The following is a 23,373-nucleotide window of genomic DNA, read 5'->3' as shown; positions in this document are numbered from 1 at the left end:
AGGGAGTGATTGGGTTGAGGGGGACTTACTTCTTCTTCTGCAGAACGCTCTGCGGATTGAGGTTGCCGATGCGGCCGCTCTCCGAGCCCGCCGCCGGATCGATCACCGCGTTGATCAGGGTCGGCTTGCCGGAATCCAGCGCCGCGTTGACCGCGCGCTTCAGCTCGTCCGGCGAGGTGGCGTTGACGCCGACGCCGCCGAAGGCTTCCATCATCTTGTCGTAGCGCGAGCCCTTGACGAACACGGTGGTCGCCGGATCTTCGCCCGCGACGTTGACGTCGGTGCCGCGATAGATGCCGTCATTGTTGAAGATCACGACGCAGATCGGCAGCCTGTAGCGGCAGATGGTCTCGACCTCCATGCCCGAGAAGCCGAACGCGCTGTCGCCTTCGACCGCGAGCACGGGCAGGCCGGTCTCGACCGCGGCCGCGATCGAATAGCCCATGCCGATGCCCATCACGCCCCAGGTGCCGACGTCGAGCCGCTTGCGCGGCTTGTGCATGTCGACGACGCCGCGGGCGAGGTCGAGCGTGTTGGCGCCTTCGTTGACGAAGATGGTGTCCGGGCGTTCCGCGATGATCGTGCGCAGCGCGCCGAGCGCACCGTGATAGTCCATCGGTGAGGCGTTGCTCATCAGCTTCGGCGCCATCTTGGCGACGTTGTCGTCCCGCTTCTTGGCGACGGTCGCAAGCCAGTCGCTCGGCGCGGCCGACCAGTTGGCGCCCATCGCGTCGAGGAATGCCGAGACGCAGGAGCCGATGTCACCGACCACGGGGGCGACGATCTCGACGTTGGAATCCATTTCCTTCGGCTCGATGTCGACCTGGATGAACTTCTTCGGAGCTTCGCCCCAGGTCTTGCCCTTGCCGTGCGAGAGCAGCCAGTTGAGCCGGGCGCCGATCAGCATCACGACGTCGGCTTCCTTCAGCACGGTCGAGCGCGCGGCACCGGCGCATTGCGGATGCAGGTCGGGCAACAGGCCCTTGGCCATGCTCATCGGCAGGAACGGCACGCCGCTCTTCTCGACGAAGGTCTTGATCGCCTCGTCGGCCTGTGCGTAGGCCGCGCCCTTGCCGAGGATGATCAGCGGGCGCTTTGCGTTCTTCAGCACGTCGAGCGCGCGCTTGACCGAAGACGGCGAGGGGATCTGCTCGGGCGCGGCGTCGATCACCTTGACCAGCGACTTCGCCCCGGCGTCGGCGTTCATCACCTGCGAGAACAGCTTTGCGGGCAGGTCGAGATAGACGCCGCCCGGGCGGCCCGACACCGCGGCGCGGATCGCGCGGGCGAGGCCGATGCCGATGTCCTGGGCGTGCAGCACGCGGAACGCCGCCTTGCACAGCGGCTTGGCGATCGCGAGCTGGTCCATCTCCTCATAGTCGCCCTGCTGCAGGTCGACGATCTCGCGCTCGGACGAGCCCGAGACCAGGATCATCGGGAAGCAGTTGGTGGTGGCATGCGCCAGCGCGGTGAGGCCGTTGAGGAAGCCGGGCGCCGACACCGTCAGGCAGACGCCGGGCTTCTTGGTGAGGAAGCCGGCGATCGAGGCCGCGTAACCGGCGTTCTGCTCGTGGCGGAACGAGAGCACGCGAATGCCCGCCGCCTGGGCCATGCGGCCCAGGTCCGTGATCGGGATACCCGGCACACCATAGACGGTGTCGATGCCGTTGAGCTTGAGCGCGTCGATGACGAGATGGAAGCCATCCGTCAGCTCTTGCTCGGTGCCCGGTGCCTCGGACTTGGTGGCGGTATTCAGCATCGGCATCGTCTCCCTTGGTCGTTCTTGTTCGGACGATCTGATTGTCGTCTGAAGCGGGGTGTGAACTCTAAAGCTTAGGTGAACAGTTCCTGGCCGTGCGCCTCGACATAGGCGGCTAGTCCAAGCGTGTGGTCGCGGGCGCGCTTCTCGGCGAGCTCGGTGTCGCGCGCTTCCAGTGCCTCGATGATCCCGAGATGCTCGGGCAGCGAGGTCGCGGTGCGGTCCTTGCGGCCGATCGTGAGCTGGCGATAGCCGCGCACGTGCAGCAGCAGGTCGTTGGTGAGGTCGACCAGCACAGGCGATTCCGACAGCGAGATCAGCGCCTGATGGAAGGCGATGTTGGCCTTGGAATATTCCTCGACGTGATCCTGCGGCAGGCGGTCGTCGCTGAAGTCCTTGAAGAAGTCGCGCAGCGCCGAGATGTCCTTTTTGCGCGCGGTGGTCGTGATCAGGCGCGCCGCCATGCTCTCCAGCGCCGCCCAGGCGCGGATCATGTCGACGATCTCCGCCTTGGTGCGGCGGACCACGACGATGCCGCGGCGCGGCACGGTCTTCACGAAGCCGTCCTGCTCGAGCATCGCGATCGCTTCGCGGATCGGCGTGCGACTGACGCCGAGACGCTCGGACAATGCGCGCTCGTCGAGCATCACCGGCTCCGGCGTCGCGTAGATGTCCATCTTCAGGATCGCTTCCTTCAAGGCCTCATAGGCCTTGTTCTTGAAGCTCGTCTCCGGGGCGATCCGGACGATGGCGATATCTGTGTCAGCCATGTTGGGCGACGCCTTGGTCTGTTTCGGTTCTGGCACGACTCGTCTCCTCCTCTTGGAGACGTCTTCTTAGCAGAAGAAATTACCTTAGATTTTTGGCATGCCAAATACCAGAATGTCAAGACGTGCATATTTTTCGGCATTTTTGGGTGGTGACGGACCTTGACAATTACGTTTTTGGCATACCAAATGCCACGAAATTGTCCCAGGAGGAAGCCGATGTCAAATTCTAAGGATGCGGTCCGCAAAGTTCTCGATGCGGTCAAGGCCGACAAGCGCACGAGCCTCACCGCGCCCGAGGGCAAGGTGGTGTGCGACGCCTACGGCATTCCGGTGCCGAAAGAGGGCGTCGCCAAGTCGGCGGCGGAGGCCGCCCGGATCGCCTCGGACATGGGCTTCCCGGTCGTGATGAAGATTGTCTCGCCCGACATCCTCCACAAGACCGAGGCAGGTGGCGTGATCGTCGGCGTCAAGAGCGCCGCGGACGCCGAGAAGAGCTACGAGACCATTCTCGCCAACGCCAGGAAGTACAAGGCCGATGCCAAGATCGAGGGCATCCAGGTCCAGCAGATGCTGGGCGGCGGCACCGAGGTGATCGTCGGTTCGATCACCGACGGCTCGTTCGGCAAGCTGGTCGCCTTCGGCCTCGGCGGCGTGCTGGTGGAAATCCTCAAGGACATCACCTTCCGCCTCGCGCCCGCGACCAAGGACGACGCGCTGTCGATGCTCGACGGCATCCAGGCGCATGAGATGCTGAAGGGCGTGCGCGGCGGCGAGCCGGTCAATCGCGAGGCGCTGGCGGACGTCATCGTCAAGGTGTCGCAGCTGGTCAGCGACTTCCCCGAGATCGTCGAGCTCGACCTCAATCCGGTGTTCGCGACAGCCAAGAACGCGATCGCCGCCGACGTCCGCATCGTCGTCGACTTCGACTACAAGCCGCGCCCGGCGCCGCGTCCGACCGAAGAGATCGTCGCCGCGATGAGCCGCATCATGCAGCCGAAGGGCGTTGCCGTGATCGGTGCCTCCGCCGAGGACGGCAAGATCGGCAACTCGGTGATGAAGAACCTGATCAACGGCGGCTACAAGGGCGAGATCTACCCGATCCACCCGAAGGCCGCGGAGATCCTCGGCTACAAGGCCTACAAGAGCGTCAAGGACGTGCCCGGCGTGATCGACACGGCGGTGTTCGCGATCCCGGCGAAATTCGTTGCCGGCGCGCTCGTCGAATGCGGCGAGAAGAAAATCCCCGGCGCGGTGCTGATTCCCTCGGGCTTTGCCGAAGCCGGCGCGCCCGAGTTGCAGGCCGAGATCGTCGAGGTCGGCAAGAAGTACAACATCCGCCTGATGGGGCCGAACATCTACGGGTTCTACTACACCCCGGCCAATCTCTGCGCCACGTTCTGCACCGCCTACGACGTCAAGGGCCACGCGGCGCTGTCGTCGCAGTCGGGCGGCATCGGCATGGCGATCATCGGCTTCTCGCGCTCGGCCAAGATGGGCGTCTCGGCGATCGTCGGTCTCGGCAACAAGTCGGACATCGACGAGGACGATCTGCTCGCCTTCTTCGAGCAGGACCCCAACACCAACCTGATCGCGCAGCACTGCGAGGACTTGAAAGACGGCCGTGCCTTTGCGGAAGCCGCCAAGCGCGTCTCCAAGAAGAAGCCGGTGGTCGTGCTCAAGGCCGGCCGCACCTCGGCCGGCGCCAAGGCGGCGTCGTCGCACACCGGCGCGCTCGCCGGCAACGACAAGATCTACGAGGACGTGTTCAAGCAGTCCGGCGTGATCCGCGCGCGCTCGCTCCGGCAACTCTTGGAATTCGCCCGCGGCGTGCCGGTGCTGCCGACGCCGAAGGGCGAGAACGTGCTGATCATCACCGGCGCCGGCGGCTCCGGCGTGCTGCTCTCGGACTCCGTGGTCGACAACGGCCTGTCGCTGATGCAGATGCCGCCGGATCTCGATGCTGCCTTCCGCAAGTTCATCCCGCCGTTCGGCGCGGCCGGAAATCCTGTGGATATCACCGGCGGCGAGCCGCCGATCACATACGTCAACACCGTGAAGCTCGGTCTGTCGGATGAGCGCATCCATGCGCTGATCCTCGGCTACTGGCACACCATCGTGACGCCGCCGATGGTGTTCGCGCGCAACATGGTCGAGGTGAAGAAGGAGATGGAGGCCAAGGGCTTCGTGAAGCCGATCGTCGCCTCGCTCGCCGGCGACGTCGAGGTCGAGGAAGCCGCCGAATATCTCTACCAGAACGGCATTCCGGCCTATGCCTATTCGACCGAACTGCCGGTCGAGGTGCTGGGCGCCAAGTACAAGTGGGCCCGGGGCGCCGGCCTGCTCTGATCATCTGATCTGTCGAAGACCAGCCGCCTCGGACATCGTCCGGGGCGGCTTTTTATTTGGGTCGCCGCATGAGCCTTGCCACCGACATGGCCGGGCAGGGGGCATCAGCCCGATCGTTCGATACCAGCCCCGGCTTTCCTGCTTCACCTCACGCGGGTTCCGCGCACCCTCCCATTTTTCTCGACCGCGTCCCTGCCCACCAACGCAGCTTGCCATTCGCGCCTGATGTGCTACTGATATGTCAGATGGACGTGCGATGGAGGATCCGCGATGGAGTTGGCTGCAACAGGGATGACCGACCGCCAGCGCAAGTATCGCGCGACCTACCGCGAGCGCGTCGTCGGCTGGTACAATGGCTGGCTGCACGTCGTGCTGATCTACACGATCGGCTTCACGGCGCTGTACGTCTATCTGGCCAATGTCCACGACGTGAGATGGTGGGAATACCTCACCATCCCGGCGGTCTTCCTGATTGCCAACTTCTTCGAATGGGCGGTGCATCGCTTCGTCATGCACCGGCCCTCGAACGTGCCGCTGCTGCGCGCGATCTACAGCCGCCACACGCTGATGCACCATCAGTTCTTCACCGAGGAGGAGATGCGCTTTGCCGATCATCACGACTGGCGCGTCACCTTCTTCCCGCCCTATGCGCTGGTGGTGTTCACGCTGATGTCGATCCCGCCGGCGATCGTCGCCGGTCTCGTGGTCTCGCCCAATACCGGCTGGCTTTTGATCACCACGACCACGTCGATGTACCTGATCTACGAATTCATGCATTTCTGTTGCCACGTCGAGGAAAACGCCTTCGTGCGCAACATGCCGTTCGTCAACACCATCCGCCGGCACCATACCGCTCATCACAACCAGTCGATCATGATGGAGCGCAACATGAACCTGACCTTCCCGGTGATGGACTACGTGTTCGGCACCTCCGACCTCAATCGCGGCCTGCTTGGACACATCTTCAACGGCTACAGCACGCGCTACGTGAAGACCGACATGCGGCGCACGGCGCGGACGCCGCGGGTCGTCGTCAAGGAGCAACCGGTGCCGCATGCCGCAGCTTGAACCCAATCTCGCCGGCCTTGCCTGGTTCGGCCTGCTGTGGAGCGTGTGCTGCATCGGCTTCCTGCAACTGGCCGGGATGTATCCGCTGCGCGGACGCGCTGTTTGGCCGGTGACGATGGCGACGGCAATATGGGTGGTGTTGCTCGCGGGCACGCTGGCGTTCGCCCTGGCCGAGCTGCGCTGGACCACGGTGGTCGTCGTGGGCGGCGTGCTGTTCCTGTTCCTGCCCGCCCTGTTCCAGGCGCTGCCGGAATGGTGGCGCGACGGGCGCGCGGGATTGCGGCTGTCCTGTTGCGCCATGATCGCGGCGCTGGCGCTGCTGGTTGGGATTGCCGCGCCGTCGTTCCACATGTGGACCTGAGGGGAGGTCTCGATGCCAAGCCACATCAAGCTCATGCTGTCGCTGGCGTGCCTCGCCACGGCGGCGTGCGGATATGTCTTCATGGTCTATCTCGGACAGCAGGGACCGAGCTACGCGGTCGCCTTCCTCGGCGTGTTCGCCACGGTCGCGATGTGGATCTTCCCCGAGGTCGTCAAGAAGGACCTCAAGATGCGTCCGCCGGGATCCTGACAAGGCACCTGATATGATGCTGCAGCACAGGGAGGATTCGATGGCGAGCTATACCGGGGACCGCACCATCGACGGCATTTCCGTGCTGGTCGATGGCGAGCCGCTGTCACCGCATTACGACCAACTTCGTCTCACCGAGCACGGCTTTGAATGGAGCTACGAGGGGCCCGAGCCGGCACAGCTGGCGTTCGCACTGCTCTATCATCATCTGCACGATGCCGATGCCGCGAAGGTGCTGCATGAGAGCTTCATGCGGCGCGTCGTCGCCAATTTCGACAATGAATGGGAGCTCACCTCGGCCGATCTCGACGATGCGGTCGCGGCGCTGCGGTCGGGACGCACGGTGTAACCCCACGCATATTTCTCCGGCAGAGAATCTTTTGAGATGACCCTGACCTGTCGCGCGGCGGTGCTGCATCGAAGCGGAACGCCGCTCTCCATCGAGCGTGTCTCGCTTGCACCGCCGACGCCGACCGACGTCGTCGTGAAGCTGCGTGCCGCGGGGCTCTGCCACACCGATCTGGAGGTGATCGACGGATCGCTGCGCTACCCCTTGCCGATGATCCTCGGGCACGAGGCGGCCGGCGTGGTCGAGGAGGCCGGCAGCGCTGTGCACGACATCAGCGCCGGCGATCACGTCATCCTGTCCTGGAATCCGCATTGCGGGCACTGCTTTCACTGCGACCGCGCACAACCCATCCTGTGCGAGACCTACCTCGCCAGGGGCGCGGAAGGCGTGCATTTCGACGGCGCATCGAAGGCGCAGCTTATGGACGGCGGCAGCCTGGCCCATCTGATGTTCCTCGGCGCGTTTTCGGAATACCTGGTGCTGCCGGCGCAGCAGGCGATCGTCGTGCCGAAGGACATCCCGTTCGATCGGGCCTGCCTGATCGGCTGTGGCGTCATGACCGGGGTTGGCGCCGCGCTGAACATAGCTTCCATCGGCCACGGCGATACCGTGATGGTCACCGGCTGCGGCGCAGTCGGGCTGGCAGCGGTGCAGGGCGCCCGGCTTGCCGGTGCGGGCGCTGTTATCGCGGTCGACCTCGACGATGCAAAGCTTGCGCTGGCAGAGCAACTCGGTGCCACGCACACGGTCAATGCGGCACGCGAGGACCCGGTTCAGTTCGCCAAGGAGGCGACGCGCGGGCGCGGCGCCGACGTCATCCTCGAGGCGGCGGGCCATCCCAAGGCATTCCGGCAGACCGCGGAGGCGGTGCGGCCGGGCGGCGAGGTGATCTGGCTCGGGAAGATCGACGTCACGCAAGACGTGAGTTTCCGCTGGGGCGCGTTGATGGGCGAGAAGCGGTTTCGCCGCTCGAGCTACGGCGGCGCGCGGCCACGGCGCGACTTTCCCTGGCTGGCGCAGGCCTATCTCGACGGCCGGCTCAAGCTCGACGAGCTGATCACCGGCCGCTGCAGCCTCGACGGTATCAATGACGGCTTCGAGGCATTGCGGCGCGGACGCTCGATCCGCACGGTCGTCGAGCTTTGAAGGGTTAGAGCGTCGAACGCGCAAAGCTTTCGATGTAGTCGATCAAGCTGTCAGAGGCCGCGCCTGCCGCGTCGACGCGGCGCTCGGCGACGGCTTCGGCGACGTCGGCATGCAGCCGTGCCGCGAGCGGCAGATCGGCCGCTTCCTTGTAATGCTGGTACCAGAACCGGCGCGACAGGCCGTGCATCAGGCCCATGGCGCGGGAAGCGAACTCGTTGCGCGAGGCCGCCGAGATCAGCGTGTTGAACTGGTGATCCAGCCGCATGAACAGCAGGTCGTCGGACTTTTCCGCGGCGCGCCGCATGCCGGCCGCGATCTCGGTGAACTGCGCGCGCTGCTCGCTGGTGGCGCGCTCGGCGGCACCGCGTGCCATCAGCCGTTCCAGCTCGCGCCGCACTTCGAGCAGGCGGAGTTGGGCCCGCAGGTCGATCTCCGAGACCAGCACGCCGCGACGGGCCAGGATGTTGACGAGGCCATCGCGCGACAGCCGCTGCAGCGCCTCGCGGATCGGGGTCCGGCCGATGTCGAGCCGCTTGGCGAGCACGAGCTCGGAGAGCGCGGTGCCGGGCGGCAGTTGCAGCGTCACGATCAGCTCTTCCAGCTCGGCATAGGCGCGATCGGTGAGGGTGACGTCGCCTTGCGGGAGCAGAGCCTGCGCGCGCGGCTTGCCGGCAGCGGTCGACGATTGCCGCGCCGGCCGGCGGTTTCCTGCTGCACGGGCGCGCATTGTGCTGGATCGTTTGCTCGAATCGGCCATCGGGCTCTTGCGTGCTGCTGTACAGCAGATATCTCACACGCCGCGATGGCACTGACAAGGCCGCTCGATCGGCGCTACACCGAATCCGGTCGCATGCAGCGAACACCGCGCATCATCAGTGCGAGATGCTCTCCAGCGTCCGGCCGCGGGTTTCCTCGCCGAGCAACAGCACCGCCAGCGCCGCCACCACGAACGCGCCGGCGCCCAGCGCGAACACGCCGCTCTGTCCCGCCGCGGGCAGGATGACGCCGATCACATAGGGCCCGATCAGTGAACCGATTCGGCCGACCGCGGAGGCAAAACCGGTTCCGGTGGCGCGGACATGGGTCGGGTACAGTTCAGGCGTATAGGCATAGAGCGCCGACCACATGCCGAACAGGAAGAACTGCATGCAGAGGCCGGCGATGATGAGCTGGGTCTGGTCCGCCGCCGAGCCATAGAAGTGGCAGGCGATCGCGCCGCACAGCAGGTTCATCACCAGCGTCGCCTTGCGGCCCCAGGATTCGACGAGCCATGCCGAGACCAGGAAGCCGGGGATGCCCGCGAGCGAGATCAGGATGGTGTAGAACACCGATTTGGTGATCGGGAATCCCTTGGCCTGCAACAGCGCGCCGAGCCACGTGGTCAGGCCGTAGAAGCCGAGCAGCGCGAAGAACCACAAGGTCCACAACATCGTGGTCCGCTTGGCGTAGATGCCCGAAAACAGCGTCCGCAGGCCGGTCACTTCCGACGCGGGAGCGGCGGCCTGGCGCACGACCGGCGGCAGCTCCTTGCCGCCCATGCGATCGCGGACCCTGCTCTCGATGTCGCGCACGGTCGCTTCGGCCCGCGCGGAATAGCCGTGGGAGGCAAGCCAGCGCGGCGATTCCGGCACATACCGCCGCACGATAAGCACGAACACGGCCGGGATCGCCTGCAGGATGAAGACCCAGCGCCAGTCGGCGACCTGCAGCACGAAGTAGGTCAAGAGGCCCGATGCGATGAAGCCGAGCGGCCAGAACCCTTCGAGGAACGCGATGTAGCGGCCGCGATTCTTGGCCGGCATGATCTCCGAGACCATCGACTGCGCGACCGGAAACTCCATTCCCATGCCGAAGCCGAGCAGCAGGCGCGATGCGCCGAGCGCGGTCGCCGTCGTCGAGAGGCCGCAGCAAAGGCTGCCCAAGCCCCAGAAGATCATGCTGACCTGGAAGACGCGGGCGCGGCCGAAACGGTCGGCCAGCAGGCCGGCCGACGCAGCGCCCACGAACATGCCGAGGAAGCTCATGCTGGACAGCAACCCGGCTTCCGCCGTCGACAGGCCGAAGGTCTGGCGGATCGAGCCGAGCACGAAGGTCAGCGCGGCGAGATCCATGCTGTCGAAGAACCATGCAGTTGCGATGATTCCGAAAATCCAGCGCTGATAGGAGGTCAGCGGCAGGCGCTCGAGCCGTGCCGCGATGTCGGCGACCTGCTGCGCTTGCGCGGTCCGCGCGACGGCGGCCGGCGCCCGGCTTGCGGCCGATGCGGTGACGTCGGAAATGGTCATTGCTGTCCTCCCCAGGTGGACGTTACCGGGCTCTTGGCGGCCCGTTCCATAAAATGTCACACGGATAGCAGTGATATGTCAATTGGTGATCAGTGGCGTGAGCCTGGCTGCGGCGCCGGATGAGGCCGCGGACAAAGCGGCGCGTGGGGCGGTCCCGGCGTGATCCGGTCGACGCACCTTGCCGCTCCAGGCATCCCGCGAAGCGGCATCAAGAGCCGGTTAACGGCATCGGAGAAATCGGGGGCTAACGGATAATCCGGCTTTAATGGGGAGCCGACTAAACGTCTCGTGGTTGCAACGTGCCGGATGCCCGATGGTATCCGATATTGCGTCGGGCGGAGGCGTTTTCCCCATATGTCAGTTCAGGCCGATTTGGATTTTGCGAGCGACGATCGTGCGAGGGCGCAGATCGGCGCGGCGGTGAGCTTTTTGCTCCGGGACGTGAGCGGCGTCGCGCGCGAGCACGCTGCCGAAGCCATCATCGAGATGGTGCGCAATATCGCAAGCCGGGTGCCGACGATCGAAACGGCATCGATCCAGCCGCTGATGAGCGGCGTCACCTATCGGGATTTCGTGATCGATGCCTACCGGCGCGATGTCGATCGCTGGCGTGCGACCATCCGCCGGTCCAACGGCAAGAAGATCCGGATCGCGTCGCCGCCGTCGGTGCGCGACGAGGCGACCACGACGGCGGATGCGATCACCGCCGAGAAGGCCATCGAATTCGCCAGGCGGGCGATCGATATGGGCGAGGTGCTCTGACCACACTGGCGCAGGCCTGCCATCGCCGCGAAAGTGCGGGCGATGCCGCAGAGCCTATGCTTGGGACGCGCGATGTGCTCCGATACGCCGGCTGCGCCGGTTCCGGTGCCCAGCGGAATCCTGATCCATCGTGTCCCAGCCGAGAAATGCCATGCCTTCCGAACTCCGTTCGCCGCGTCTCGCCGTCCTGATCGACGCCGACAATGCATCCGCAAAGATCGCCGATGGGCTGTTCGAGGAGATCGCCAAGATCGGCGAGGCCAGCGTGCGCCGGATCTACGGCGACTTCTCCACTCCGAGGTCCAAGGGCTGGGCCGACATCCTGTCGAAGCACGCCATCATCCCGCAGCAGCAATTTGCCTACACGACCGGGAAGAATGCATCCGACATCACCCTGGTGATCGACGCGATGGACCTGCTGCACAGCGGCCGGTTCGATGGCTTCTGCCTGGTGTCGTCGGACAGCGATTTCACCCGGCTTGCCGCCCGCATCCGCGAGCACGGCATCGACGTGTTCGGGTTCGGTGAGCAGAAGACGCCGGAGAGCTTTCGGCAGGCCTGCCGCAGGTTCGTCTATACCGAGAATTTGCGCGGCGGCGTGCCGAGCAGTCAGGATGCGGCCGTGCGTCCCCAGCCGTTGCAGCCGCCGGAGGCCGCCACGCCCATCATCAAGAAGGTGATCAGCCAGATGGCCAGCGAGGACGGCTGGGTGACGCTTGGCGAGGTCGGACGGCAGCTCGCCAATCTCGCGTCGGATTTCGATCAGAGAACTTACGGCTTCCGCACCCTGGGCGAGCTGGTGCGCAGGACCAACGCGTTCGAGATCGAGTCCAAGGGCGGGACGATGCGAATCCGCATCAAGCAGGCGGCTGCACCACCGCCGGGGCCGCGAGCCCCAAGACGGCGAGCCGCGCGCAAGCCGCCGCCGCAATGAGCGGCGCGCGGCGCAGGCCTGCTCCGAACTGTCCCTGAAGCCTGAACCCGGAATGAATGCCGCTTCGAATCCCGTCCGGAGCGGCGTTTTCATTTGCATGGGAACTGAAGCGAGTTGCGGCGGAACTTGGATTTGCGCGCAAGTTGCCGCGGCGGAACTGGAACGTCTCATTCACTGCGATGTTGACGGGGCGTCTGACAACTCGGAGGAGGACAACCATGAATAGGCGTTTTGCTGTTTCCCTTGTCGCCGCTGCGTCGCTGCTCGCGTCCGGTTCGGCCTTCGCGCAGTCGACGACTGCAGCGGGCGCTGCGAACGGTGCGCGGACCGGCGGCGAGATCGCAGGCCCGGTCGGCGAGATCGTCGGCGGCACGGTGGGTGCCGCGGTCGGCGCCGGCCTCGAAATTCCGAATGCGGTGATCACGGCGATCCCGCGCGACGAGCCGTCGGTCGTGGTGCGCGAGCGCGTCGTGGTCGGCGAGCCGCTGCCCGACACCGTCGTGCTGCGTCCGGTGCCGCGCTACACTGAATATCGCTATGCGGTCGTCAACGATCGCCGCGTGATCGTGGACGCGCGCTCGCACCGGATCGTCAGGATCATCGATTGATCGCGCCGATATTCTCACTGTGAGCATCCTCGCGGGCTGGTCGCCCGCGAGGATTTTCGCATGGCACAGGCCCGCTTTTTTCATGAGGCGGCCGGTTGGCCTGACGGCCCGATCCCCTAGACTGGCGGCAATCGGCGGATGCAGCCGGCGTCCGCCTCAGTCAAGAGCAGGGTGGAAACATGGGTCGGAAGATCGCGATCGTCGGCGCGGGTGCGGTCGGCGGCTATGCCGGTGCGCATATGGTGCAGGCGGGTGAGGACGTCACCTTCATCGATCCCTGGCCCGCGCATGTCGCGCACATGCGCGAGCACGGCCTGCGCGTCACCCATGCGATGGACGTTGCGGAATTCTCGGTGCCGGTGCGTGCGCTTGATATCACCGACGCGCAGCGGCTGGCCAAGGAGAAGCCGGTCGACATCGCCTTCGTCTGCATGAAGTCCTACGACACCGCCTGGGCCACGATGCTGATCCGGCAATATCTCGCGGCGGACGGTTATGTCGTGTCGCTGCAGAACTGCATGAACGAGGAGACCATCGCCGGCATCGTCGGCTGGGGCAAGACGCTCGGCTGCATCGCCAGCAGCATCACCGTCAACCTGCCGGAGCCCGGCCACATCCACCGCGGCGCCGGCAAGGGCGGAGCCAATCACACCGTGTTTCGTGCCGGCGAGGTGCACGGCCGCATCACCGCGCGGGCGGAGGAGGTGTGCCGGCTGGTCGGCTTCTCCGACAGCGCCAAGGTGACGGCCAATCTCTGGGGCGAGCGCTGGTCCAAGCTCGTCGCCAACGTGATGGGCAACGGGCTATCGGCCTGCACCGGTCTGCCGGGCGGCGAGGTGCTGCAAAGCGAGCCGCTGCGCCGCTTCTCGACCCGGCTCGGCAGTGAGGCGATCCGCGTTGGCCAGGCGCAGGGCTATCAGCTGGAAGAGATCCTGCATCTGCCGCCCGAGACGATCGCGCGCGCTGGCGAAGGCGACGAGGCCGCGACGCGCGCCTGCGACGAGCAGCGCTTCAAGGACGCCAAGCGCACCTCATCGGCGCAGCGCCCCTCGATGGGTCAGGACATGCAGAAGGGCAGGCGGACCGAGATCGAATTCCTCAACGGTCTCGTGGTGCGCGAGGGCGAGAAGCTCGGCATCGCCTGCAACGCCAACGCCGCGCTGACCGACATCGTCAAGCGCGTCGAACGCGGTGAGCTCAAGCCGGATCCGCAGCACATCACCGAGCTGCGGTTGAATTGAGCGGGCAGTTTCTCCCATTGCTTGGAATTAGTAAAATCAGATAGATAGTAGTGCTAGTTTAGAACATATAGTGAACATTTAGGATTGATTCACCATCCGATGTCAGGATATTTTTCACATAGGAGAGGCGCATGGCCGAGACCACAATCGAGTGGACTGATGCGACTTGGAATCCGGTCGCCGGATGCACGATCCTTTCACCGGGATGTACTAACTGCTACGCGATGCGAATGGCCGCTCGCCTCGAGGCTATGGGTGTCCAAAAGTACCGTGGTCTCACTCGAAAGACCGGCGGCCGGGCTAAGTGGACCGGTAAGCTGTACTTGGACCGGAAGTCTCTCGAAGTGCCGAGGGCTTGGCGAAAGCCGCGCCAAATCTTCGTCAACTCTATGTCGGACCTGTTCCACGCGGATGTCCCCGCAGCCTTCATAGCTGACGTTTGGTCGACAATGCAGGAGACGCCGCATCACACCTACCAAATCTTGACCAAACGGCCAGACCGGATGGCGGAATTGACTAAAGCGCTGCCGGTGCTGCGCAATGTTTGGCTCGGTACCAGTGTTGAAAGCGTCGACTATCTCGATCGCATTGTTGATCTGCGCCGCGTGCGTGCAGCAGTGAGGTTCATCTCGTTTGAACCGTTGATAGGCTCGGTTGCGGGTGCCGATCTTAGTGGCATTCACTGGGCAATCGTCGGCGGCGAGAGTGGGCCGGGTGCACGTCCAATGAAACCTGCATGGGTCGACGAGATCGAGGCCGCCTGTCGTAAGTACGGCACCGCCTTCTTCTTCAAGCAATGGGGAGGGAGAAATAAGAAGGCAGCAGGGCGCGAGTTGAATGGCACAACTTACGATGAAATGCCCGTCCTAGAGGAAGCTACGCTGTCCTGAACTGTTAGAGGCGGTCTTCCAGAATTTGTGCGCCAGATCGTGCTTGGCGACGAGAGTTAACCAGTATAGATGCTGACCACCTTCTCCCGTTATTAGTTGCATATCTGCCGAAGTAGAAATCCCGAGTTCGGCGACTTTTCGGCGCCAATATTCGAACACCTCGCGACGGATCGCGGGGTGGCGTTGATTTAGGTTGACAGCGGACCTCCAGCCCGGAGCGAAACTGTCAAAGGCTGACTGTTGAGCCTTGATGTTCATTCCAGTGTTACGCTGCAGATCCATCTTGCTGATGTGGACAAGCATATCAATGTATCGAAGGCCGGCGAACGCAGCCATCACTTCGAACTCGAAGGCGCCCAGATTGTAGGGATCAACGAACACGAAGTTGAGTCCACTCACGCTAAGCAAAGAGCGAGCTTCGCGAGCTGCTTGGACAGCAGTCCCGCCTAATTCAACGACGGGTGCCCCAGCTCTTTTCAAGCGTTCGACGGCGAGTGATCTTCGGTGCTCATCCGCGTCGCCAACGTAAATAGTGCTGAATGGTGCTCTGGATGCCAGGCTCGCCTTCCACGCGGCTACGCAACTACCATCAATGTATTCGTTCGTTCGCCTTACCTTGGACCGACCGGGGCCACAGAAAAGCTCGACGTAGGCCGCGCCACCTTTTCCTGGGCCTAACCATTTCTTACGGACTGCGCGCGAAATCTCGATGTAGCGACAAAGGGAAGCAATTTTGTCTTTCGCCCATCGCCCGACTTCCTCTACTTGGAAGCCGTCGTCTCCTTCGACGAGTTCACCCATGGTGCCAGCCGCCGTGACCGCCGTCAGCGAAGATCGGTATCCGACGCTGCGCCTTGCGTTCGGACTTTAATCAAAGCCGCCTCGGTGATGCCGCACAAAATGGTCGCAGCGAATGCCGCGTTGAACAATTTGATCATTGAAAGCTCCCAGCAATGCAATCAGATAATCGCAACTAGAGCGCGAGTGCAAGTATACTTTAGCGAGTTCAACAGTAAGGCGATTGCGTTGGCTCTGATCGCTGCATCGACCCTACAGCAACTGCCTGACCCCCATCCCATGCATAAACCGCTCGCGGATCTGCACGGGATCGCGCCTTGTCGTGCCGGTGCCGGGCTTGTCGTCGATGCGGACGCCGATCAGGGTCGGGCCTGCGGTCTGTTTCGACTGTTCGATCAGCCGCTCGAAATCGTCCTCGTCGGCGGCCCAGGAGCTGTTGACGATGCCGCTGGCGAGCGCGATCGCGACGAGGTCGGTATGGCCGGCCGCCGGGGTCGGCTGCGCGCCGGTGATCTGGTAGATGCCGTTGTCCATCACCACCATGGTGAGGTTCTTGGGCGCCAGCGTCGCGATGGTCGAGAGGCAACCGAGCTGCATCAGCAGCGAGCCGTCACCTTCGAGCGCGAACACGCGGCGTTGCGGCTGCGCCAGTGCGACGCCGAGTGCGATCGGAAACGCCAGTCCCATGCTGCCCAGCATGTAGAAATTCTGCGGACGATGGCCGGCGGCCCAGAGATCGAAATTGGTATTGCCGATGCCGCCGATCACGGCCTCGTCCTTCAGCCCGGCGACGAGGCGCTGGGTGAGCTCGAAGCGGTTCATCACCTTGGTGTTGCGCGCGTGGGTGCTGGTCATGGCTGATCTCACTTGTCGAAGGTCTTGCCGCCGGTCAACAGCGGCGACAGGATCAGCGCCACCGGCGCCTGGGTGGTGACGGCCTGCTTGATCGAGCGGTCGGCGATGAATTCGAGCTCGTCGAGTCTCGTGATGGTGTGATGTTCCACGGCAAGCGAATCCAGCACCGGGCGCATGGTTCGGCAGACCAGCGCCTGGCCGTAATTGAACTCGCCGAGCGTGCCGCGCTCGGAGACGAACATGATCAGCGGGATCTGGTAGGGCACCGCGAGCGAGGCCAGCACGTTGGCGAGCGTGGCGAAGCCAGAGGTCTGCATCAGCACGGCGCCGCGCGTGCCCGCCATCCAGGCGCCGGAGATGATGCCGACGGCCTCTTCCTCGCGCGCGGTCGGAAATGTCGTGAAATAGGGATCGGCGTGCAGGTCCTTGATCAGCGTGGTCAGCACCCGGTCGGGCACATAGGGCACCAGCTTGATCTCGTTCCGCTTCAGCGTCTGCAGCACGATGCCGTGCCAGGTGGTCGCCGATTTTTGCGACGAGGCTTGTTCCGCGGCCGCCATCCTGCCCTCCCTTGTCACGCGACGCTGATGATCGCTTGCGATCCGAAACTTGACGTGGTGCCTGTGATTGTCAACATGCCCCGGCCGCAACGCGATCTGCGCAATTCGGTCATCGCGGTGCCGAACCGGCGTGCGATACAGGCTGTAACGATCAAGGGACGGAACGGGACAGGAGGCGTCGATGGCCGGATGGGTCTGGCGGACCGCCATCGCGGCAGCGGCCATGGTGATGGCCGGCCTTGCGTCGGCGCAGCCGTACCCGGCAAAGGCCGTTCATATTCTCGTCCCATATCCGCCGGGCGGCGGCGTCGACGTGTTGACGCGGACGCTCGCCGAAGCCGTGTCGAAGACCTGGACGCAATCGATCGTGGTCGAGAACCGGCCCGGCGCCGGCGGGGTGATCGCCTCGCAGGCGATCGCGAGCTCCGCGCCTGACGGCTACAATCTGATCATGGTGGCGAGCGGCCACGCCACCAATCCGTTCCTTTATCCAAAACTGCCCTACGACACGTTCAAGGATTTCTCGCCGATCTCGCTGCTCGCGTCATCGCCGAACGTGCTGCTGGTGCGTGCGGACTCGCCGTTCAAGTCGGTCGGCGACGTGATCGCGGCGGCGAAGGCGAAGCCGGGCAGTCTGTCGTTCGCCCATGCCGGCAACGGCACCTCGACCCATCTGGCCGGCGAGTTGCTCAACAATCTCGCCAAGATCGAGATCAGTGCGATCCCCTACAAGGGCGGCGCGCCGGCGATCAACGATCTGCTCGGCGGACAGATTCCGATGTCGTTCAACAACGGGCCGGAATCAGTCGGCCAGCTGCAGGCCGGCACGGTGCGCGCGCTGGCGGTGACGACGGCATCGCGCGCGCCGTTCCTGCCCGACGTGCCCAGCATGTCGGAGACCGTGCCGGGCTACGACACCGAGGTGTGGTGGGGTCTGCTCGGACCGGGCAACATGCCGGCGGAGCTCGTTGCGAAGATCTCGCATGAGTTCGTCGCCGCCGTGAACACCGATGCCGTCAAGGAGCGTCTCGGCAAGCTCGGCGCGATCCCGATCGGCTTTTCGCCGGACAAGTTCGCGGCCAAGATCAAGGCCGACTACGACAAATGGGGGCCGATCATCAAGGCCGCCGGCATGAAGGCGGAGTAGGAAGATGGCTGCATCCGAGATTCCCGCCTGCCTGCCGCCGCGTCCGGTGACGCCGCCGCGGGACAGGCTGCCGCCAAAGGCGTGCGATACACATGCCCATGTGTTCGGCCCGGCGGATCACTTTCCCTATGCCGGAGATCGCAGCTACACGCCGCCCGACGCGCCGCTCGCGGCCTATCTCGGCATGCTCGATGCGCTCGGTTTCACCCGTGGCGTGCTGGTGCAGGGCAGCGCGCATGGCCGCGACAATTCGGCGATGCTCGACGCTCTGCAGCGTGAGCCGGCACGGCTCCGCGGCGTCGCGGTAGCCGATGCCGGTGTCGCGGCGGGCACGCTGCGGCAGTGGCATGTGCTCGGCGTCCGCGGCTTGCGCTTCAATCATTTCTTCCGCGGCGGTCAGCTGCACTATCGCGGCGGCATTCCGCTGGGCGTCGCCGAGACGCATGCCCCCGTGATGGCCGAGCTCGGCTGGCATCTGCAGCTCTGGATCGATGTGAAGGATCTGCCCGACACGATCCCGGCGCTGAAGGCGCTGGGCCTGCCGGTCGTGGTCGATCACATGGGCCGCACCGACGCTACCGCCGGCATCAATACCGCCGGCTTTCAGAGCCTGCTGCGTGCGGTGGACGAAGGCTGGTGCTGGGCCAAGCTGTCAGGCGCGCATCGGCTGAGCCAGCGCGCGCCCGACTATCCGGATGCACGGCCGTTCCACGAGGCGCTGGTCTCGGCCAATCCTGAGAGGCTGGTGTGGGGTGGCGACTGGCCGCATCCGCGGGTCGAAGGCGAGATGCCCGACGCCGGCCATCTGCTGACGCTGTTCCAGGAGTGGACGCCGGACGCCGCGACCCGCCACCGCATCCTCGTCGACAATCCCGCAAAACTCTATGGCTTCCCAAACTGAAAGCTGTCCGCAGATATGACCGTCAACAACAAGCGCGTGTTCTACGTCAAATACCTCGCCCACGAGATCTACGTCGACATCCTGAAGAAGCGGCCGGATGTCCGGCTCGACCGTCTGGAGAACGAGACGCCGGAAGCGCAGTTCGCGCCGGTTCTCGCCGACGCGCATGCCTATCAGATCGGCGCGGCGCGCGATGAGCTGGCACCGCATTTCCATGCCCATGCCGAGCTGTTGAAGCGGGCGCCGAACCTTCTGATCGTGTCGTCGAACGGCGCCGGCTTCGATCCCGTCGACGTCGATGCCTGCACCAAGGCGGGCGTGCTGGTCGTCAACCAGTCCGGCGGCAACGCCAACTCGGTCGCCGAGCACGCGCTCGGCATGATGCTGACGCTGTCCAAGCGCATCATCCAGTCCGACCGCCGGCTGCGGCGCGAGGCCAACGTCAACCGCAACGACCTGATCGGCAACGAGCTGAACGAGAAGACCGTTGGCATCGTCGGTCTCGGCAATGTCGGCCGCCGCATCGCCGAGCTGTGCCGTGGCCTGCTGCACATGAAGGTGATCGCCTACGATCCGTATCTCAGCGCGGATGAGATGGCGAAGCGGGGCGGGGAGAAGGTCGAGCTCGACGATCTCCTGCGCCGCGCTGATTTCGTCTCGATCTCTTGTCCGCTGGACAACAACAGCCGCGGCATGATCGGCGCACGCGAATTCGCGCTGATGCAGCCGCACGCCTATTTCGTCACCACCGCGCGCGGTTTCATCCATGACGAGAAGGCATTGGAAGAGGCATTGCGCGACAAACGCATCGCAGGTGCCGGCCTCGACGTCTGGGCCAAGGAACCGCCGCCGCCGGATCATCCGCTCTTGCAATTCGACAATGTGCTGGCAAGCCCGCACACCGCCGGCGTCACCCGCGAGGCGCGCATCAACATGGGCAAGATCGCCGCGGAACAAATCCTCGACGCGCTCGACGGCAAGCGGCCGCCGCGCATCATCAATCCCGAGGTCTGGCCGGTGTATGCGACGCGGTTCGAGAAGGCGTTCGGGTTCATGCCGGGATAACGGACGATGGTGCCGTCGCTTCCCGTCAGGTGAGCACATCGGCCAGGCTCCCTCTCCCGCATCCGCCTTCGCCAAGAGGCTTCGGCGGACAAGAGGGGAGAGGGAACCCGTCCACGGTTGCGTCCCTCACGCTCGATGATGTCGGGGAGAATCTCGTTCGTCTCAGCATAGTGATGGTTCCGTTAAACCCGGTGCCGGTCATACAGTTCGATGCAACTGGAACACATGAAGTGTGCTCGGCACGCGCTGCAACTTACTAAACCTCAAGCTGTGGTTTATTCGCAACGCGCGAAAAGCAAACAGCAAGAACAGGCGCAGTTCCATTGCCTGACGACGCAGTTCCGTTGCTAGACGAGCAGGACTCCTGCACGCTGCGCGCGTGGCGCTTCGCGGTCGCGGTGACTCCTGGTCAACGGCGCGGCGCAGGCCTCCGACTCCGCGCTGACCACAGCATCGATCGACGTGAAATGGCGCAACGGCTGGTCGGCGGCGGCCACCTTCGAAGGCGAGTTCTCCGACGTCACCTCGTCCTACGCCGGCAAAGGGGGGCGTTCGCTACGCGTGGTGAGTTTGCACTTGCGCGCGACAGGCTCTGACGTGGGCCTTGAGCGCGCCGCGTAATCCCGAACGCATCGCGTTCGCAAAGAAGGAAGTGGAGCGCATCCATGATCCGCTGGACACAGAGAACCGCACAGTGCGGGGCCGTGCGGTCGGCCCGTGGACTGATGATGGCTGTTCTGCTCGTGATGTGCTGGGCCGCAGGCTTCGGGCGTGAAGGCGTCGGGATTTCGTCGGCTTCGGCGCAGGTAAGCTGGGTCAATCCGGGAACCGGCGATTGGACCACTCCCACCAATTGGAGCACCGGCGTCGTCCCGACGGCGGGCCCCGCCGATATCAGCAATGGCGGCATGGCTCAGATCAGCGGTGTTGCCGTAAATGTGAATGGGCCAGGCCTTCTGACTGTCGCACAGGGGAACAACAGCACCGGCTCGCTGATGATCCAGAGCGGCGGGAGCCTGAGCTTTGGCGGCAACGGCGGGATCTTTATCGCACTCGGCTCGGGTTCGACCGGGACCGTCACTGTTGCCGGGCCGGGTTCGCAACTGATCGCCGGCCCGACAGCCATCAGCTCCGGCACAGGCCGCGGCACACTCAACGTATCGGCCGGCGGCAGCGCGAGCTTTTTTCTGCTCGCCATCGGGGCCAGCACTGGTGCGGCCGGGGCGGTCAATGTCGACGGGACCGGGTCCTCCGTGACGGCCACTACATTCCAGATCGGGAGCGGGTTCTTCAGCCGCGGCACCCTGACCCTCAGCAATGGCGGATTGGCCGTCTCCAGCAACACCGTTCAGCTCGGACTCCAAGGGAGCACGGGCACGATTAATATCGGAGCCGCTCCCGGTAGCGCGGCCGTGCTGCCAGGGTCCGTGACCGCACCTGCGGTCAATCTCGGCACCAGCACAAGCGTGATCAACTTCAACCATACCGCAACGAACTACAGCTTTGCGCCTGACATCACCGGAGCCGGCAGCGTCGCCGTCTACAGCGGCACCACCGCCCTGACTGGGACGAACGCCTACACCGGTCCGACCACTGTGAACGGCGGCACGCTCGCGGTAAACGGCTCGATCGCATCTTCGACCACGGTGAATGCCGGCGGCACGCTGGGCGGCAACGGCACGGTCGGCGACACCACCATCAACGCTGGCGGTACGCTGGCGCCGGGCAATTCGATCGGACTGCTGACGGTGCAGGGCAACCTCGTTTTTGCGGCGGCGGCAAGCTACCTGGTGGAGGTCTCGCCTGCCAATGCTGACCGCACCAATGTGACGGGGACCGCGACCCTTGGCGGCGCGACCGTGAATGCGAGCTTTGCGGCGGGCGCCTATGTCGCCAGGCAGTACACCATCGTGAACGCCGTCGGCGGCGTGAACGGCACGTTCAACGGACCGGTCAACACCAACCTGCCGGGCGGATTCAAGTCGAGCCTGAGCTACGACGCCAACAATGCCTTTCTGAATCTCGCGCTGGATTTCACGCCGCCGCCGTCAGGCCCCAACTTCGGCAGCGGCCTTAACGTCAACCAGCAGAACGTCGCCAACACGCTGGTCAACTATTTCAACACGACGGGCGGCATCCCGCTGGTCTATGGCACGTTGACGCCTGCGGGCCTGACGCAGGCCTCGGGCGAACTGGCGACCGCTTCGCAGCAGACCACCTTCGACGCCATGAACCTGTTCATGGGGCTGCTGACCGATCCCTTCACGAACCGCAACTGTGACGCAGGCTCGGAGCCGGGCGCTCGGCGCGATCCGGAGCAGCGCAATGCCAGCGGCTGCGCAGCCACAAGCAAGACGGGCGCGTATGCCATGTTCACCAAGGCGCCGCCGCTCGCGCCGGTGCCGTTCGTGCCGCGCTGGAGCGTGTGGGCGGCGGGCTATGGCGGCTCGCAATCGACCAGTGGCAACGCCGTGGTCGGATCGAACGACACCACCAGCAGCGTGTACGGCACCGCTGTCGGCGCCGACTATCTGCTCGCACCGAACACCATCGCGGGCTTCGCACTGGCCGGCGGCGGCACCAACTTCTCCATCGTCAACAGCGGCAGCGGCCGGTCCGACCTGTTCCAGGCCGGCGCTTACATCCGCCACACCGAAGGTGCGGCCTATGTCACCGCCGCGCTCGCCTATGGCTGGCAGGACATCACCACCAACCGCACCGTCACGGTCGCCGGCCTCGACCAGCTCCGCGCTGAGTTCAATGCCAACACCTATTCGGGTCGCCTCGAAGGCGGCTATCGCATCATTGCGCCATGGACCGGAGGTATCGGCATCACGCCCTATGCAGCGGGCCAGTTCACGACCTTCGATCTGCCGGGCTATGCCGAGCAGGCTGTCGTCGGCTCCAGCGCATTTGCGCTGGCCTATGCTGCGAAGAGCGTCACCGATGTCAGGAGCGAGCTCGGCGTTCGCACCGACAAGTCCTTCCTCGTGCAGGACGGCGTGCTCACGTTACGCACCCGATTTGCCTGGGCGCATGATTACGATCCGGACCGGTCGATCGCCGCGACCTTCCAGGCGTTGCCCGGTGCGGGCTTCGTGGTCAACGGCGCGGCGCAGGCCTCCGATTCGGTGCTGACCACGGCGTCGATCGACATGAAATGGCGCAACGGCTGGTCGGCCGCGGCCACCTTCGAAGGCGAGTTCTCCGACGTCACCTCGTCTTACGCCGGCAAGGGTGTGGTGCGGTACACTTGGTGAGCGCCGGTATCCGCGGCTGCGGCGTCTCAGAGGGGCGGAGAATATCTCCTTCGCCGTG

22 protein-coding genes and 1 pseudogene are annotated in these 23,373 nt (G+C 64.6%); 16 read left to right on the top strand and 7 right to left on the bottom strand.

The window, feature by feature from the left end; genetic code table 11:
* Positions 1-25: 25 nt before the first annotated feature.
* Both oxc and BRSPCE3_RS03820 read right to left on the bottom strand, forming a co-directional pair.
* Positions 26-1,759, bottom strand: a complete 1,734-nt coding sequence (oxc, locus tag BRSPCE3_RS03825) for an oxalyl-CoA decarboxylase (RefSeq protein ID WP_244064331.1) — start codon at positions 1,757-1,759, stop codon at positions 26-28.
* A 74-nt stretch (positions 1,760-1,833) separates the two neighbouring features.
* Positions 1,834-2,529, bottom strand: coding sequence for a GntR family transcriptional regulator (locus tag BRSPCE3_RS03820; RefSeq protein WP_050387017.1), 696 nt, complete (start codon positions 2,527-2,529; stop codon positions 1,834-1,836).
* 216 nt (positions 2,530-2,745) lie between these two features.
* On the opposite strand from BRSPCE3_RS03820, the gene BRSPCE3_RS03815 reads away from it, so the two are divergent.
* The 6 genes from BRSPCE3_RS03815 to BRSPCE3_RS03790 all read left to right on the top strand — a co-directional run bounded on the left by BRSPCE3_RS03815 (position 2,746) and on the right by BRSPCE3_RS03790 (position 8,009).
* On the top strand, positions 2,746-4,875 hold the full coding sequence (locus tag BRSPCE3_RS03815; protein ID WP_244064330.1) for an acetate--CoA ligase family protein: 2,130 nt from the start codon (positions 2,746-2,748) through the stop codon (positions 4,873-4,875).
* A 270-nt stretch (positions 4,876-5,145) separates the two neighbouring features.
* The gene (locus tag BRSPCE3_RS03810; protein ID WP_244064329.1) at positions 5,146-5,943 is read left to right on the top strand and encodes a sterol desaturase family protein; all 798 of its coding nucleotides are present in this window, start codon (positions 5,146-5,148) and stop codon (positions 5,941-5,943) included.
* Positions 5,930-6,304, top strand: coding sequence for a hypothetical protein (locus tag BRSPCE3_RS03805; RefSeq protein WP_244064328.1), 375 nt, complete (start codon positions 5,930-5,932; stop codon positions 6,302-6,304). Before BRSPCE3_RS03810 ends, BRSPCE3_RS03805 begins: the two co-directional genes overlap by 14 nt.
* Before the next feature lie 12 nt (positions 6,305-6,316).
* Positions 6,317-6,514 (top strand): hypothetical protein, encoded by a 198-nt coding sequence (locus tag BRSPCE3_RS03800; protein WP_244064327.1) that lies wholly within the window; start codon positions 6,317-6,319, stop codon positions 6,512-6,514.
* Between the two features lie 40 nt (positions 6,515-6,554).
* Positions 6,555-6,863, top strand: a complete 309-nt coding sequence (locus BRSPCE3_RS03795) for a DUF6166 domain-containing protein (protein ID WP_244064326.1) — start codon at positions 6,555-6,557, stop codon at positions 6,861-6,863.
* Between the two features lie 36 nt (positions 6,864-6,899).
* On the top strand, positions 6,900-8,009 hold the full coding sequence (locus BRSPCE3_RS03790) for a Zn-dependent alcohol dehydrogenase (RefSeq protein ID WP_244064325.1): 1,110 nt from the start codon (positions 6,900-6,902) through the stop codon (positions 8,007-8,009).
* 4 nt (positions 8,010-8,013) lie between these two features.
* On the opposite strand, the gene BRSPCE3_RS03785 is transcribed toward BRSPCE3_RS03790, so the two are convergent.
* Together BRSPCE3_RS03785 and BRSPCE3_RS03780 are read right to left on the bottom strand one after the other, a co-directional pair.
* Positions 8,014-8,736, bottom strand: coding sequence for a GntR family transcriptional regulator (locus BRSPCE3_RS03785; RefSeq protein ID WP_244064324.1), 723 nt, complete (start codon positions 8,734-8,736; stop codon positions 8,014-8,016).
* A gap of 145 nt (positions 8,737-8,881) precedes the next feature.
* Entirely contained in the window at positions 8,882-10,294 is a 1,413-nt protein-coding gene (locus BRSPCE3_RS03780; protein WP_244064323.1) for an MFS transporter, read from the bottom strand.
* Positions 10,295-10,648: 354 nt separating this feature from the next.
* On the opposite strand from BRSPCE3_RS03780, the gene BRSPCE3_RS03775 reads away from it, so the two are divergent.
* The 5 genes from BRSPCE3_RS03775 to BRSPCE3_RS03755 all read left to right on the top strand — a co-directional run bounded on the left by BRSPCE3_RS03775 (position 10,649) and on the right by BRSPCE3_RS03755 (position 14,729).
* Positions 10,649-11,056: a hypothetical protein gene (locus BRSPCE3_RS03775; RefSeq protein ID WP_244064322.1), complete on the top strand. Its 408-nt coding sequence runs from the start codon at positions 10,649-10,651 to the stop codon at positions 11,054-11,056.
* A 151-nt stretch (positions 11,057-11,207) separates the two neighbouring features.
* Positions 11,208-11,990 (top strand): NYN domain-containing protein, encoded by a 783-nt coding sequence (locus BRSPCE3_RS03770; RefSeq protein WP_244064321.1) that lies wholly within the window; start codon positions 11,208-11,210, stop codon positions 11,988-11,990.
* A 218-nt stretch (positions 11,991-12,208) separates the two neighbouring features.
* A complete protein-coding gene (locus BRSPCE3_RS03765) occupies positions 12,209-12,598 on the top strand; it encodes a DUF1236 domain-containing protein (protein WP_244064320.1) in 390 nt (129 codons plus the stop codon).
* Between the two features lie 179 nt (positions 12,599-12,777).
* Entirely contained in the window at positions 12,778-13,839 is a 1,062-nt protein-coding gene (locus BRSPCE3_RS03760; RefSeq protein WP_244064319.1) for a ketopantoate reductase family protein, read from the top strand.
* A 131-nt stretch (positions 13,840-13,970) separates the two neighbouring features.
* The gene (locus tag BRSPCE3_RS03755) at positions 13,971-14,729 is read left to right on the top strand and encodes a DUF5131 family protein (protein WP_244064318.1); all 759 of its coding nucleotides are present in this window, start codon (positions 13,971-13,973) and stop codon (positions 14,727-14,729) included.
* On the opposite strand, the gene BRSPCE3_RS03750 is transcribed toward BRSPCE3_RS03755, so the two are convergent.
* The 3 genes from BRSPCE3_RS03750 to BRSPCE3_RS03740 form a co-directional block, all read right to left on the bottom strand.
* On the bottom strand, positions 14,706-15,530 hold the full coding sequence (locus tag BRSPCE3_RS03750) for a three-Cys-motif partner protein TcmP (protein ID WP_244064317.1): 825 nt from the start codon (positions 15,528-15,530) through the stop codon (positions 14,706-14,708). The genes BRSPCE3_RS03755 and BRSPCE3_RS03750 overlap by 24 nt on opposite strands.
* Positions 15,531-15,779: 249 nt before the next feature.
* Positions 15,780-16,382 (bottom strand): thiamine pyrophosphate-dependent enzyme, encoded by a 603-nt coding sequence (locus tag BRSPCE3_RS03745; protein WP_244064316.1) that lies wholly within the window; start codon positions 16,380-16,382, stop codon positions 15,780-15,782.
* 8 nt (positions 16,383-16,390) lie between these two features.
* On the bottom strand, positions 16,391-16,942 hold the full coding sequence (locus BRSPCE3_RS03740; protein WP_244064315.1) for a thiamine pyrophosphate-binding protein: 552 nt from the start codon (positions 16,940-16,942) through the stop codon (positions 16,391-16,393).
* Between the two features lie 181 nt (positions 16,943-17,123).
* Here BRSPCE3_RS03740 and BRSPCE3_RS03735 point away from each other — a divergent pair, with 181 nt between their 5' ends.
* The 5 genes and pseudogenes from BRSPCE3_RS03735 (at position 17,124) to BRSPCE3_RS03720 (ending at position 23,315) form a co-directional block, all read left to right on the top strand.
* Positions 17,124-18,089: a tripartite tricarboxylate transporter substrate binding protein gene (locus BRSPCE3_RS03735; protein ID WP_244064314.1), complete on the top strand. Its 966-nt coding sequence runs from the start codon at positions 17,124-17,126 to the stop codon at positions 18,087-18,089.
* 4 nt (positions 18,090-18,093) lie between these two features.
* Positions 18,094-18,990 (top strand): amidohydrolase, encoded by an 897-nt coding sequence (locus BRSPCE3_RS03730; protein ID WP_244064313.1) that lies wholly within the window; start codon positions 18,094-18,096, stop codon positions 18,988-18,990.
* 15 nt (positions 18,991-19,005) lie between these two features.
* The gene (locus tag BRSPCE3_RS03725; protein WP_244064312.1) at positions 19,006-20,055 is read left to right on the top strand and encodes a hydroxyacid dehydrogenase; all 1,050 of its coding nucleotides are present in this window, start codon (positions 19,006-19,008) and stop codon (positions 20,053-20,055) included.
* A gap of 405 nt (positions 20,056-20,460) precedes the next feature.
* Positions 20,461-20,623: pseudogene (locus BRSPCE3_RS36130) on the top strand (autotransporter outer membrane beta-barrel domain-containing protein); the annotation flags it as partial.
* Positions 20,624-20,783: 160 nt separating this feature from the next.
* Positions 20,784-23,315, top strand: a complete 2,532-nt coding sequence (locus BRSPCE3_RS03720) for an autotransporter domain-containing protein (RefSeq protein ID WP_244064311.1) — start codon at positions 20,784-20,786, stop codon at positions 23,313-23,315.
* Positions 23,316-23,373: the final 58 nt, after the last annotated feature.

This window comes from Bradyrhizobium sp. Ce-3, assembly GCF_022835695.1.
Classification (GTDB): Bacteria; Pseudomonadota; Alphaproteobacteria; order Rhizobiales; family Xanthobacteraceae; genus Bradyrhizobium.
The sequence above is the reverse complement of the archived record's forward strand: the minus strand, read 5'-3'. Positions and strand labels throughout refer to the sequence as shown.